Source organism: Streptomyces sp. NPDC057565, from assembly GCF_042801455.1.
In the GTDB taxonomy this organism is placed as follows: domain Bacteria; phylum Actinomycetota; class Actinomycetes; order Streptomycetales; family Streptomycetaceae; genus Streptomyces; species Streptomyces yanii.
In genome coordinates, this window is record NZ_JBHVFU010000051.1 from 1 (window position 1) to 12,823 (window position 12,823).

Consider the following 12,823-nt stretch of genomic DNA (forward strand, 5'->3'; position numbering starts at 1 on the left):
ATCCGCCGCTACATCATCTGGCGAAACCGCCATGCCGAGGACCAACGCCTACAAGCCCTCGTCGACAGGGCAAACGTTGCCTGATGCGGCACTAGGAACGGTTCACCTGCGCGCAAAGGGCGAGAGAGTCCAACGTCGGCGTGTGAAGACAGAGCTGGACTCCCTCGCGACCGCACTTAACTTGAAGACCGACGATCTGCTGAAGGATTCGCCGCACCTCACACCCTGGGCGGCCGGCTGTGGCATCGCGCCGCAACGACCACACCGGCCAACCCGATCATGCGCGCACTGACCGCCTTCGAGGCCCAGCGAATCGGAGGAGCCCTTCGACCTTTCCTGGACATCACGTCCGTGGCACGCGCTCGCCCGAAGCCAGACCGCCCGCCACATTGTGACGACTGTAGGGGAAGGCCGGTCGTCGGCCTTCCCCTAACTCCTGCTCGTTCGCGGACGGTCAGTTCAGGCGCAGTGCCTCGCTGATCGTCGTGAAGAGGTCGGTCTGGTTGGTGACTCCGAGGACGCGGTACGCCTGCGGGCCTTGCGCGGCGATGCGGACCTGGGTGCCGGTGTGCTCCTGGGACTGGCCCGGGGTGTTGGTCGAGTAGTTGACCTTCAGCTGCTGGCCCTCGTTGGTGACCAGGGTGGAGGACAGGCCGGGCGGGGTGGCCTCCAGCGGGACGATCTGGCTGGTGTGGCCGTGGTCGGCGGTGGTGACGACGAGGGTGTCGGGGTGCTTGGCCGCGTAGTCGCGGGCGAGCTTCACCGCGCGGTCGAAGGCGGCCGTCTCGCCGATCTGGCCGCAGGGGTCGGCGGCGTGGTCCTGCTTGTCGATCGAGGCGCCCTCGATCTGGAGGAAGAAGCCCTGCTTGGAGTGCTTCTGCTTGGCCTCGAGGAGCTGGATGGCCTTGGTGGCGGAGTCCGCGAGGCTCGGGGTGCTCGCCGGGCGGTTCGGGTTGGTGGTGGCGCAGCGCTGCGGGTCGGTGCCGCCGACCGCTGCGGGCTTGCCGGCCCACTCGACCGGCACGTTGCCGGACGCGAAGAGGCCGAGCACGGGCTGACCGGGCTTCACGCTCTGCAGGCCCGCGTTGTCGGTGACGACCTGGTAGCCGAGCTTCTGCGCCTGCTCGGTGACGGTGAGGCCCTTGTACGCGCCGGCGGTGACCTTCTGGTCGAAGCGATTCTTGCCGCCGCCGAACAGGACGTCGACCTTGTGGTTGACCGACTGCTCGGCGATGGAGCCGGGGCCGCCGGCCGCGATGGTGTCGGTGGGGCACTTGGCCATGTCGGCCGGGCCCTGGCAGGAGCGGTCGGTGGCGTGGGAGGCGAGCACGGCCGGGGTGGCATCGGTCAGCTCGGCGGTGGTGACGCTGCCGGTGGCGTACCCCTTCTTCTGGGCGAGCTCCAGGAGGGTGGGGACGGCCTTGTCGGTGCCGGGCGTCTTGGAGATGCGGCCGTTGACCGTCTTCACGCCGGTGGCCCAGCCGCTGCCGCTGGCCGCGGAGTCGGTGACGTAGTCGGGGGTGCCGTCCTCGTGCACCGCGTACGTGGTGTACGCGCCGGTGAGCGGGAACTTGTCCATGTTCAGGCGGCCGTTGGCGCCGACCGTGTAGTCGCGGGCGAGGGTGATCTCCGAGTCGCCCATGCCGTCACCGATGAGCAGGATGACGTTCTTCGCCTTGCCGTCCGTGATCGCCGCCTTCGCCTGCTGGGCGCTGTCGAAGGCGCCGGCGGTCGACGTGACGGTCACGGCCACGGCGGTCGCGGCGACCAGAGCGGTGGCGACAGCAAGATGACGGCGGGTGGGCTTGGGCATGGATTCCACTCCTTGGTGCGACTGCGCACCAGTACAGATGACTGGCGCAGGTCAGACCATCAGGCGCCTGTGAAGACAGGATGAACAGCTGATCGAATGCACGTATCCCGACCACGTCCAGTGTCGATCGGGTCGTTGTCCTGATTCCGATGCGCGCGATCCAGACGGCGAGGCGCTTCAGCAGGCGCATCAGGTCACCCGTGGCGTCGGCGGCGCCGAGGGCCGGGAGGACACCCAGCAGCATGACGGTGGCGAGCGGCCACAGGTGCGGGGGCGGAGCGGCCTGGAGGGCGGTGATGCGGCGGGTCACGGCGCGGTCGCTGAAGTTCAGGGCACGGGCGGGGCGAGCCCGGTGGGCAACCAAGGGCGGCGCGGGCGATGGCGCGGGCCGTGGTGGCGCGGTCGCCGACGGTTCACGTCGGCGATTCGTCGGCCCACCCTTCGACCAGGAACGACATAGTGGCGCCGACCGGGGCGAGCAGCGGGTTGACGGCCGTCGCGAGGGGGTGTGTCCGGGCAGTGTCCGCCCTGGTCGGGAGGGGACCGCAGTTCGGGCCGGACTCGTCGACGAGTGGGCCCCTCACAGCGCACTGACCTGTGGTTTTCCTCTGACCTGCGCGAATGCTCAGCGCTTCGGCCCGTATCGCTCCGCCCCGACCCGTCCCGAGCCGTTTCGGCCCGCCGCTGTTTTCCCACGGGAAAGCCATGGGAAAACAGCGAACGCGAAGTGCCTTGACCTGCGGTATCCACACCCGGGCTCCATGAACCCGCGCCAGGCGCCAAGCTGGCTAAAAACCTGTCTCACGCGCGCGCGGCAGGCTCCGGCACCAACTCCTGGTGCCGGGGCAGTGGTCTGCCCGGGGCCTACCGGTCCACGCAGAGAGCGTCCCCCGGGGCGACCGCGTGCCGGGCCATCCCCTGCTTCCGCGGGAGCACTATCTGCAGATACCTCTCCGGGGCTCCACGAGCCCGCATCAGCCGCCATGCTGACCAAAAAATGCCGTCGGAGCTACGAGGTGAGATCCGCGATGCCGCCCGCTGGCTCACGGTCGTTCCACGGACCGGAGGGCAAACGCATGTCCGCGTCCCGAACGCCTCGCGCAGCTTCTGCGAGTGCGGTCCGAAATCACCTTGCATGTGGCAGGCTCAGGGGCTGCACAGTGATCGAATCAGGCTGGAGCCCTACCTGTGACCAGCGACGTTCACCGCCTCTCGTTCGGGGTCGAGAGGCCCTTCCGCTTAATCGTCACGGGCGGTGGTACCGGCGGGCACACGTACCCGGCTCTCACAGCGGTGCGTACTTTGCAGGCCCGACTCGCGGCTCAGGGTGGTGCGCTGCAAGTCCTTTGGGTGGGCAAGGCCGACAGCCTGGAGTCACGCGTCGCCGCAGCTGAGGGGATCCCGTTCACTGCAGTCGCGACGGGCAAGATCCGCCGCTCGAAGAACCCCCTGAAGCTGGCCTCGTCGGCGAACATGGCAGGCATGGGCCGCGTCCCGCTCGGTGTCCTCCAGTCGCGCAGGGCGATCAACGCCTTCCGTCCCGATGTGGTGCTGGCCACGGGAGGCTATGTCGCGGTCCCCGTGGGCGTGGCCGCAACGAGGCTGTGCCGAATCCCTTTGGTTGTGCACGAGCAGACCGTGCGGCTGGGCCTGGCGAATAGAATCTTGGCTGTCGCAGCAACTCGAGTTGCAGTCTCTTCCGAATCGACTGTGCCGCTCCTTTCGGAAGCGGTACGCGCTTCGACGGTGGTCACCGGAAACCCGGTCCGGCCCGAGGTGCTCACCGGGCAGGCCGACAAGGCGATCGAGGCTCTGAACTGGCACGGCTTCGACCGGCGGCTGCCAACCGTCTACGTCACCGGCGGCGCCCAGGGGGCGCAGCAGATCAACAGCATGGTGCGCGACGCACTGCCGTGGCTGCTCGACCACGCCAACGTGATTCACCAGTGCGGCCCGGACAACGTCGAGGGCCTGCGCCAGCACACGGTACAGCTGCCCGCACAAAGCGCGGCGCGCTACTACCTCACCGGGTACGTCGGTGCCGAGCTCCCCGACGTGCTCGCTCTGGCCGATGTGGTGGTCTCTCGCAGCGGTGCCGGGACGATCGCCGAGCTGACCGCGCTCGGCAAGGCCGCCGTATTCGTCCCCCTCGCCACATCGGCCGGGAACGAACAGGTACACAACGCTGAGCACTTGGCGACCAACGGTGCCGCCGTCACGCTGGCGGGTGACGTGACCGCCGAGCGGCTGTGGGCAGCCGTGGCACCGCTGCTGACGGACTCACAGCAACGCACGGCGATGGCCGAGCGTGCCCGTTCTTATGGGCGCCCCGACGCCGCCGAGCGCCTGGTCGACGTCGTGCTCTCCGCAGCCGGGGTCCTACGTCCTTCTGGTTGACGAACCCGAGCGACGTAAGTCCTTCGGTCGCGCACAGGCGGTCTGATGCGCCGCCTACCTCGGTCTGTAGGAGTTGGTAGGCGGCACCGTGCTGGTGCCCCCAGTGCATCGCCGCGCGCCACAGGGCCCGGCCATAGCCATGCCCCCGATGCTGCGGCAGCACCCCGAAGTACTGGGGCAGCAGCCGTGCGGCACCGCTGGGATCGGTCATGGTCTCCATGGGGCCGATGGCGCCGGCCACGTGGCCGTCATGCAGCACGGTGAGTACGGGGCCAACCGTTCCCGCCTGCATCTGCTCGTACAGGAACGCGAACCCGTCAGCGGCCATCTGTTCCGCGAAGGCCGCGAAGTCTGCGCGGACGTCCTCGGGAAGCTGCTTGTGCTCCTGGACCGGCGCGGCCGGGGCCTTCCCGGGCCCGGTGCTGAAGTCCTTGAGCTGGACGCGGGTGCCCACGCCGTGGGCGTACGCCTCGGGCTGGTCGGGGCTGAGGAACCAGACGACGCGGGCCTTTGCGACTCCGTGGGCAGGGGCCAGCTTCCGGGCCAGGTCGGCGCCGGCGGAGACGCTGTCGGGCGCGGCCCCGTACACGTGAACCTTGACCGCGCCTGCGCCGCGCTCGGCGAGGGTGGGAATCAGGGTCTGGCGCTGGTCGTGCTCGATGGCATCGGTCAGGACGCGTTCGGTCTTGGCGTCGGACCAACGGCGATCTTTGTCGTACCGGAGGAAACGGCCGATGCCAGCAGTCTCAACGACGGCCGCGAAGAGGTCGGGAACCGGATCATCGGGATGGACGGGGCCGAGGGTCGGCACATACGGCACCGGCATCACAGGCTCGATCCAGCCCCAGTGAAAGCGCATGGCCGCACGCTACTCATTCTGCGGACGCACCGCAGGCCCCGACGCCAAGACGTCGGGGCCTGCGCGTTCACGGCGGGTTGCCAAGCCCGCCTGGGCTCAGGTGATGGCCGCGCGCAGTCGGAAAACCCTGGTCGTCTGCCGTGCCTGCCACGAGGGAATCCACTACAGCGGGCGCCCTCGCGGCAGAACTCATGAGAGAGAAAAGGCACTGGAGAGCCGGATGCGATTAACGTCGCACGTCCGGTTCGGTGGGGGCCATTGGAAAAGGGCCTGGTTACAGGCACCTCGCTGGCGGCCTACCCAACCGCACGTCCGGTTCGGGTCGGCGGCTCGGGGAATCGGAACAACGGCAACGTCGTCACCGCGCCCCGAGCCGACCGCACACCCTCACCGCCGCGATCCCCCGTCACTCTTCGGTGGTGAGGGTTCCCTGCCCGTCGGTGAGGACGGACCCGCCCTCCAAGACCATGGCGACGCGCATCCGGGCGTCCCCCAGGTGTGTGCACACGCCGACGGGAAGGAAGTCGTCCTTGTCGTACGGGTACTTGTTGCCCCAGCCGTTGAACGCGAAGTCGAGGCCGATCCGGTGGGTCTTCGCGGCATTGACCGCGAAGACCGGGCCGGTGTCCCGGGCCCAGCAGTCGTTGACCGGGTACTCGATGACCGTGACCCCGCTGCCGCACTGTTCGCGCGCCTGCGCGGCCTTGCCCGGTTCGGCGACCATGATCACCGGCTCGAAGCAGGCGATGGCCCGGGCGATGCCGGCCACCTCGGCCTGGACGCCGCCGAGCAGTCCGCCCCACGCGTCATGCCTGGCAGGTTCATGACATTGCTTCTTCGGTGGGATTTCCCTTGCGGATAGGGCCGGACGACCCTGTCGGATGGCCGATTGCGGATGTGTAGATGACGGATGCGGAGAATGGGGGGATCAGGGGTGCTCGGTGGCGAGCGCACCCGTCGGCCCGTCCCCGCCCTGCACGCTTCGGCCGCCATCCTCGCGAACCTGGGCGGCGCGCAGCGCGTCCTGGGGCTTCCTCACCACCAGGTAGACCAGCCCGGCGGTGATCACCACGCCGGTTCCCAGCAGGCCCGCCCAGATCTGGTACCAGGGGGCTCCTGGCGGGGCGAGGGTCGCCCGCGGCCAGCACACGTTGGCGACCTCGAAGGCGGTCCAGAGGACGGCCAGCACGTTCAGGAAGGTGCCCTTGCGGCCCAGCCGGATGTGGCCGGACGGGACCCAGGTGCCGCGCAGCCGGGCGGTCAGGGCGGCCAGGCTGACCAGGAAGAAGGGCAGGAAGGTGGCCGCGGTGCCGAAGGCGATCAGGCTGCCGATCGCGGTGGCGTTCAGGCCGAGCAATAGTCCCGTGCAGCTGACGAGGGTCGAGGCGACGAGTCCCCCGATGGGGGCCTGTCGGTGGTTGACCTTGCGCACCTGGCGGGAGAAGGGGAAGACGCCGTCGCGCGCCAGCGAGTAGACCCCACGGGCGGCCCCACCCTGGGAGGCCATGGCGCAGGCGAGGAATCCGACGAGGACCACGGCCACAAAGGGCTTGTCGGACCAGGACCCGAAGGCCGTGGTGACGGCGGTGGTCACCGGGTCGAGGTCCTCGCCCGCGACGACGGCCTGCGGCGCGGGGTGGGCGAGGGCGACCGCCATCGCGTTGAGGATGACCACGAGGCCGACGCTGAGCAGCGCCCACCACATGGCGCGGGGCACCTGTCGGCCCGCGTCCTTGGTCTCCTCGGCGGTTGAGACGCAGGCGTCGAATCCGATGAAGCCCCAGCCGGCGACGGCCAGGACGGCGAGGAAGGCCACGACAGTCGATCCGCCGGACAACTCCTCGGCTCCGAGGGTCTCGGTGAACAGCGCGAATCCGTGCTCGCGGAAGAACAGCAGCAGCGCGAAGCCGACCAGAACGGAGGCGATGGCCTCGGCGGCGATGCCGAGCGAGACGAACCAGCTCAGGATCCTGATCCCGTACGCGTTGACCAGCATGCAGCCGAGCAGGATCCCGGCGGCCACCACGACCAGGGAGCCCGGCGTGGGCGTGGCGCCGACGAGGGCGAAGGCCCAGGGGGCCGCCAGGTACGCGACGGTGGTGTTGCCGAACATCACGGCGAACTGCCACACCCAGCCGCTCATCCACCCGAAGGACGGGCCGAGCAGCCGTCGGCCCCACTGGTACGGGCCGCCGGCGAGCGGCCACTGGGAGGCCAGCTCGGAGTAGACGTTCACGACCAGGCACTGGCCGAGAAGCACGATCGGCAGCGCCCAGACCCAGGCGGGCCCGGCGATCATCGTGCCGACCATCGAGACGGCGTACAGGGCGACGACAGGCGAGACGACCGCGAAGCCCACGGCGATGTTCCCCAGAATGCCGAGGCTGCGGCTCAGCTCCTGGGTGTAGCCGAGATCGGCCAAGCGGGCGGCATCGGTATCGGGGCCGGTTCCGGCGCCGGTGTCGGCACCTGCGCCGCCCGGTTCAGGGCGTGCGGGGGCAAGGTCGGGCATGGTGCACCTCTCGCAAAGCGGGACGCGCCGATCGGCCGGCGCGTCCCGGAAGCTAAATCTAACGTTGTTAGGTTGCGGGAATGCGGGGACCCTAACCCGGCCCGGACCCCTTGGGAAACCCCTCCGTACGGGTAATCTGGCGGCCGATGACGAGGGGGATCACACGTGGGCCGACCGAACCAGCCGCTGCTCAGCCGCGGGAACATCGCGCGCGCGGCCCTCGAACTCCTCGACGAGGAGGGCCCCCAGGCGCTGAAGATGCGTACGCTCGCCGACCGGCTCGGGGTCAGGGGCGCCTCCCTGTACCACCACGTCGCATCCAAGGACGACGTCCTCGACGCGGTCTCGGAGCTGATCAACGAGGAGATCGATCTGAGCCCGCTCGATGGGCCCGACTGGCGGGAGGGGATCACGGCCTACGCGCGCGGCTACCGCCAGGTCTACCTGCGCCACCCGAACGTGATCGCCCCGGCGGCGCGGCGCGCGGTCGAGGCAGCCCCGGCCCTGCGGGGCTACGACGCGCTGCTTGCAGCCCTGATCCGGGCGGGCTGCACGCCGGGCCGCGCGGCCGAGGCCGCCGCCGCCATCGATTACCTGGTGCTCGGCTCGGCGCTGGAGACCTTCACCGCGGGATTCACCCGCCCCGCCGGGGAGTACCGGCCCGACTACCCGGCCCTGGCCGACTCCCTGACCGGCGCCGCGGCCACCGGCGCCGGCCTGGCCGAACTCGACGACCGCGGTTTTGAACTCGGCCTGGGCCTGGTCCTCGACGGCCTCGCCGCCTGGACGTCCCCCGGGCGTGGAGCGGTCGAGCCCGGGTAGCCGCGTGTCATGACGGGCGGCGAAGCGGTTCACGAGGGCGTACGGACCGCCCCGCAGGGCGGCACGGGCCGCGAGGTGGTGGCCCGGCGCGGACCGGTGGCACGCGGTGTGCTGGTCGGGGTGCTCGCGGGCCGCGTGGCCTTCGGCGAGGGTGGGCAGGAGGCGGACCGCACGGGCGCGTTGGCAGGAGCTCGCGGAGAATCCCTTCGGCGGTGTCCTCGTATGGGCCGTCGGCATCCAAAGCCGCGATGACCTCGCGTTTCGTCACACGTGGGAGATGGAACGCGATTTTGCCGACTTCGATCTGGACCCCTCATCCATCGTGGCATGGGGCGTGACGTCGGGCGCCGATATCTACTGCTGGGTGACCACGGACGACAATCCAGACAGGTGGCCTGTCCTGGTGTGCGGGAGGCACACCAACCCGACCTTTCAGTTGCACCCCTTCGGAATGGTGGAGTTCCTCCACAGGCTTCTCGGCGATGCCTCGTTCCAGGAGCAGACGATCAGCGTAGTCCTGCCGGAAGAGGCGTCCTTCGTCAACTGGCGGCAGAAACAAAGGATCCGGTCGCCCCGCCCCTGACGCGGGCGACCTGATGGTCTGTCAGTCGGTGATTCACGGGCGGAGCCAGAGCCGGATCGCGGCGATGGTGACGGTGCCCTGGAAGTTCATGGCCGGGATCCGGGTGGCGATCGCCTCCAGTAGCGCACGCTCGCAACTCCCGATTGGCTTCGTCGATCGCTAGGAACAACGCTTCTCGACGGGATCCGGAGCCAGTTGGTGTTCACTCGGCTCGTGAATGTCGAGCAGAAATGACGGCACTGCCGTAGGGCGGCGAAGAAAAGGGCGGGCGGGAACCGACGGGGGCGTTGGCAAGACGATGGGTACCTCGCTACCAGTCTCGGACGGACTCCACTCCGAAGATGAGGCTGTCGCGGGCGTCTTCGAGGCCAGGGCCGTGGAGTGCTTCGGTCTCTTTCACGATGTGGTCGAGGGCGGCGAAGAGCTCTTCGCGCTCGACGGTCTCGATGAAGCCCGATCGGCGGTCAAGCCGGTTGAACGCTTCACCGTAGGCACGCCCGATCTCCTCCATGCGTGTCGATCGGCCGTCTGCGGGTTTTTCAGCGACCTCCAGAAGGATCGCCTTCCGTGTCGTCTTGTACTGAGTGACAGCCCTGTTGTAGATGGTCGTGCTGATCTGTTCGCGGCCGTCCCAGTCGCGCAACGGGTTGTTCCGGTTCCCCCTGACCCATTCAGGCTTGCGCGCCCGCAGGATAGACACGTGGGTGCCTGCTGGGATCTCGGGTCGCCAGGTGCTGCGCATGGCCGAGGCGTATGCGGCAGGGATGCTGTGGAGGTCCACTGATTCCAGCTCTGGCACGCACTGTGGTCGAAGACGGTCTTCTCTGGTCATCCCGAACAGGTCGACGATGCGGATCCCCTGGAGAGAGGCCAGCCGGTTCAGCTCGCCCGCGGCGAAGAGGAGGCCAAGGCGCCCGTGCAGATGGAGCCAGGTCACCCCGGGGAAACGCTGGACGAGCTGAGCGCAGTCAAGGGAGTCGATGTCCCTGATCGTCAGCTGCGTGACCTCTGATCGTGGTGCTGTCGGCTGGCTGAGGAATTCATTGACCGTCTCTCCGGTGTGCTCCGCCTTCCAGGCTGCGACCGGGTCCTCACGGACGCCGCTGTCCCACCGCCTCTGTCGGGCGAGCTGATCGCCCAGGTGCCATCCGGAGGTCAAGCAGTTCGCCGGTCTGTCATGGAGCAAGGGCATCGCACCGACGACCTTGTGGCTGCGGGGCAGGACCCATTCCTGGTTGCAGAAGGACAGCGCTCCGTTCCATGAGTGGTGGGTCAGCCTGAGCGGGGCGACGTCGCCGAGGTCGGCCACGGACGACGGCTCGGGGCCGGACCAGTCCAACTCGAGCACGGCCGCCGTCTGTGAATCGGCATCGAGTCGGACTATCTGCGCAACCGTCCACTCCCCCAGATCCCGCGAATGAGCGGCCACGACGTCGCCGACCGTGAGTGGCCTTGGTGGCGCGGCCTGCTTCCGAATCGACATGCCCTGACCTTAATAGCGGCTGACTGCGCACCCTCTACACCGGTGACCCCGTCCCGCGTCGAAGGAGCTACAAGAGCGTCACGGAGCGAACAGAACACGGGATTCGAGGTCGAGGTGCGTGGTCGGAGCGGCGGCCGAAGGGCTGAAGTTGTGGATCCAGTTGCCGAGCCGGCGCCGCCGTGCTCGATTCCTGAGACCCGGTGCCTCCCAAACTCAACAACACCACCCGCCCGTGGATCGGGTTGCCTCCCAAACCCGTCAAATCGATCCATGGGAAAACGAAGTCGTGAGGCTTTGGTACTGATGGTGTCCTGGACACCTGCGCGGGTGGCAGCATCGTCTCGTGATCACTCGTGTTGAAGAGGGCGAAGCTGTGGTTCAGGGTGACGAAGTGGTCAGGGCCCTTCTGACGGCGATGGCGACCTTGGAGGATCTCGTCAAGGTGGGGCATGACTCGCATTCGGCGTTGAGCACCCTGGAAGACATCGCCCATGAACTCGGCAGGATGGATTCGGGTGAGCGCCGGCGGTTCATCGAGGTGCTGGAGCGCATCGCCGCGGAAGAGCCGGGCCAGGCCGCCTGGATCCGGGGCATTCCCAATGCACTGGGCCTTGATCGTTGAGGCCTGGGGACCGAAGGTCACGCGGCTTCAGGGACGGGGCGCCCGCCCCGGCGGACGCCCTTCTCACTGCGGACGCGGGCCCGCTCGCGGCGTTGAGCGGCCAGGACGTCTGGGTGGCGGGCGTTGGCGTTGCGCCAGCGCACGTAGGCGTGCAGGGCCCGGGCCTGGACGGTGTGGTTGCGGTGGTCGGAGTTGGCGATGGTGAACTGCCGCAGCGGCCCGAAGTGCGCCTCGATCGGGTTCACCCATGACGCGTAGGTCGGGGTGAAGCACAATTCGACACGGTTCCTCTTCGCCCAGCGCCGGATCTTGTCGCCCTTGTGGGCGGAGAGGTTGTCCAAGATCACGTAGATCGGGGCGCCGTCCGGTCACACCTCCGGTACAACCCTGGGCGCACCTCTCAAGCCACCTGTGCAGACAACCGTGGGTGCAACCCTCCCCAGCCCCGAACAGGCCCCAATCAGGGTGGCTTGCGACGGTGGCACCCTGTTCACGGACGGCTTCACCTTCACACCGGAGGGATCCGCCTGTCGGCGCACGAGCTGAAGTGCGGGCGCGGGGGAACCGGGTTGCGAGGCGGTCGGGGCTGCGGTGGAATCGGGCGGGCTGCGCAGCGGAGGCCTGCGGCCCGGGCGGGGAGGGCTGTTCATGGACGGGACGGCAGCGCTGGACAGAGTGCTACAGCAGGCGCACATGGTCCAGGTGGGCTCGGTGGGCGGGTTCGGGATGGACGGAGAGATCCGGGTGGACCTCTCCGATCCGGCGGAGTCGGCGCAGCTCAGGACGGCCATGGCCGTGGAATCGCTGCCTGGGTTCCACTGCATGTGCCTTGGGGACGTCCGCTTCGAGTTGTTCGACCGGTCCGGTGGGCAGCTTGCAGTCGTTGTCCTGCACCACGGGGCGACACTGAGGTGGGGGCAGTGGGAGAGCGACGCCGTCCTCGCCGACGGCCGACTGCTCCTGGCGTGGCTGGACGGGCACGGCATGCCCGGCCCCATGCAGCAGTTCGAGGCCGACCGGCTACGAGCGGAGGAAGGGGCCGAAGAGGAGCGCAGCTGGCTGGCCGCGATGCCCGCCGGACTGGAGGGGCTCGCCGACCGAATCCTCGACCTCTCCCGCACCGGCGGCAGGCCTTCCCCCGAATTGCTCGCGGAACTCACGGACCGACTGCAGCTGACGTTCCCCGACCCGGTGGAGCGGGTGCTGGCCCTGCTCGACTGGTATGGCTCCGGCAGCGGGCGCTGCTCCGGCTACCCCGTCCACGAGGGCGTGCCTGGCGAGCTGCTCGGCAGGGTGCCGATCGCCGAACTGCTCGCCGGGCTGGCCGACCCGCAGGCTGAGGAGCGGCACGACGCCGGAGCCGTGCGGCATCTGGTGGGATGGAAGACCCGCCCGCGCCAGAAGCGGGACGTCGCGGGCCTGCCCGAACCGCTGCGCGCCCGTCTGCTGGCGCACGCGCGCCGCTCTGGGGACTCCGACAAGCAAGGCCGCGCGGAACGGTGGTTGGCACCCCCGCGGGCCTGAGCGTTCAGTGGCCTGCGAAGGCGGCGCGGTCGGCCGCAGGAAGGGGGACGTGGGCGGCATGGTCGGAGTAGCCGGAGAGCCACCGACGCCGTCGAGCAGGACGTAGGCCCGCGTGCCACCGGGCACCGTCCACACCGCGGTGGCATCACACTGGGTCTCCCGGTCGCCATCCTGCTGGGCAGTCCCGTAATCGCCCAAGGCAGTGGTT

General features: G+C 69.0%; 10 protein-coding genes and 2 pseudogenes. 5 read left to right on the forward strand and 7 right to left on the reverse strand.

Translation table 11 applies throughout. The features are described 5' to 3' along the window. Nucleotides 1-454: 454 nt before the first annotated feature. Complete coding sequence (locus ACFU8W_RS41215; RefSeq protein ID WP_384049181.1) at nt 455-1,813, reverse strand: alkaline phosphatase; 1,359 nt, start codon at nt 1,811-1,813, stop codon at nt 455-457. A gap of 413 nt (nt 1,814-2,226) precedes the next feature. Further along, nucleotides 2,227-2,397: a hypothetical protein gene (locus ACFU8W_RS41220; protein WP_384049184.1), complete on the reverse strand. Its 171-nt coding sequence runs from the start codon at nt 2,395-2,397 to the stop codon at nt 2,227-2,229. 604 nt (nt 2,398-3,001) lie between these two features. Between ACFU8W_RS41220 and ACFU8W_RS41225 the strand changes: the two genes are divergently transcribed. Next, nucleotides 3,002-4,210 carry a glycosyltransferase gene (locus tag ACFU8W_RS41225; RefSeq protein WP_384049187.1) on the forward strand — a complete coding sequence of 403 codons (1,209 nt, stop codon included), beginning with the start codon at nt 3,002-3,004 and terminating at the stop codon, nt 4,208-4,210. 133 nt (nt 4,211-4,343) lie between these two features. Here ACFU8W_RS41225 and ACFU8W_RS41230 read toward each other — a convergent pair. From ACFU8W_RS41230 to ACFU8W_RS41240, 3 genes and pseudogenes are all read right to left on the reverse strand, one after another. Further along, nucleotides 4,344-5,069: pseudogene (locus tag ACFU8W_RS41230) on the reverse strand (GNAT family N-acetyltransferase); the annotation flags it as partial. Nucleotides 5,070-5,475: 406 nt separating this feature from the next. Continuing rightward, on the reverse strand, nt 5,476-5,952 hold the full coding sequence (locus ACFU8W_RS41235; protein ID WP_384049301.1) for an agmatine deiminase family protein: 477 nt from the start codon (nt 5,950-5,952) through the stop codon (nt 5,476-5,478). 45 nt (nt 5,953-5,997) lie between these two features. Continuing rightward, nucleotides 5,998-7,581, reverse strand: a complete 1,584-nt coding sequence (locus ACFU8W_RS41240) for an APC family permease (RefSeq protein ID WP_384049190.1) — start codon at nt 7,579-7,581, stop codon at nt 5,998-6,000. Nucleotides 7,582-7,746: 165 nt separating this feature from the next. On the opposite strand from ACFU8W_RS41240, the gene ACFU8W_RS41245 reads away from it, so the two are divergent. Further along, nucleotides 7,747-8,403: a TetR/AcrR family transcriptional regulator gene (locus tag ACFU8W_RS41245; protein WP_384049193.1), complete on the forward strand. Its 657-nt coding sequence runs from the start codon at nt 7,747-7,749 to the stop codon at nt 8,401-8,403. Nucleotides 8,404-8,680: 277 nt separating this feature from the next. After that, on the forward strand, nt 8,681-8,986 hold the full coding sequence (locus tag ACFU8W_RS41250) for a hypothetical protein (RefSeq protein ID WP_384049196.1): 306 nt from the start codon (nt 8,681-8,683) through the stop codon (nt 8,984-8,986). Between the two features lie 310 nt (nt 8,987-9,296). Here ACFU8W_RS41250 and ACFU8W_RS41255 read toward each other — a convergent pair whose 3' ends face one another. Then, a complete protein-coding gene (locus ACFU8W_RS41255) occupies nt 9,297-10,145 on the reverse strand; it encodes a hypothetical protein (protein WP_384049199.1) in 849 nt (282 codons plus the stop codon). Between the two features lie 667 nt (nt 10,146-10,812). On the opposite strand from ACFU8W_RS41255, the gene ACFU8W_RS41260 reads away from it, so the two are divergent. Beyond that, entirely contained in the window at nt 10,813-11,091 is a 279-nt protein-coding gene (locus tag ACFU8W_RS41260) for a hypothetical protein (RefSeq protein ID WP_384049202.1), read from the forward strand. A 17-nt stretch (nt 11,092-11,108) separates the two neighbouring features. Here ACFU8W_RS41260 and ACFU8W_RS41265 read toward each other — a convergent pair. Continuing rightward, nucleotides 11,109-11,459: pseudogene (locus tag ACFU8W_RS41265) on the reverse strand (transposase); the annotation flags it as partial. Between the two features lie 280 nt (nt 11,460-11,739). Between ACFU8W_RS41265 and ACFU8W_RS41270 the strand changes: the two are divergent. Beyond that, the gene (locus ACFU8W_RS41270; RefSeq protein ID WP_384049205.1) at nt 11,740-12,615 is read left to right on the forward strand and encodes a hypothetical protein; all 876 of its coding nucleotides are present in this window, start codon (nt 11,740-11,742) and stop codon (nt 12,613-12,615) included. Nucleotides 12,616-12,823: the final 208 nt, after the last annotated feature.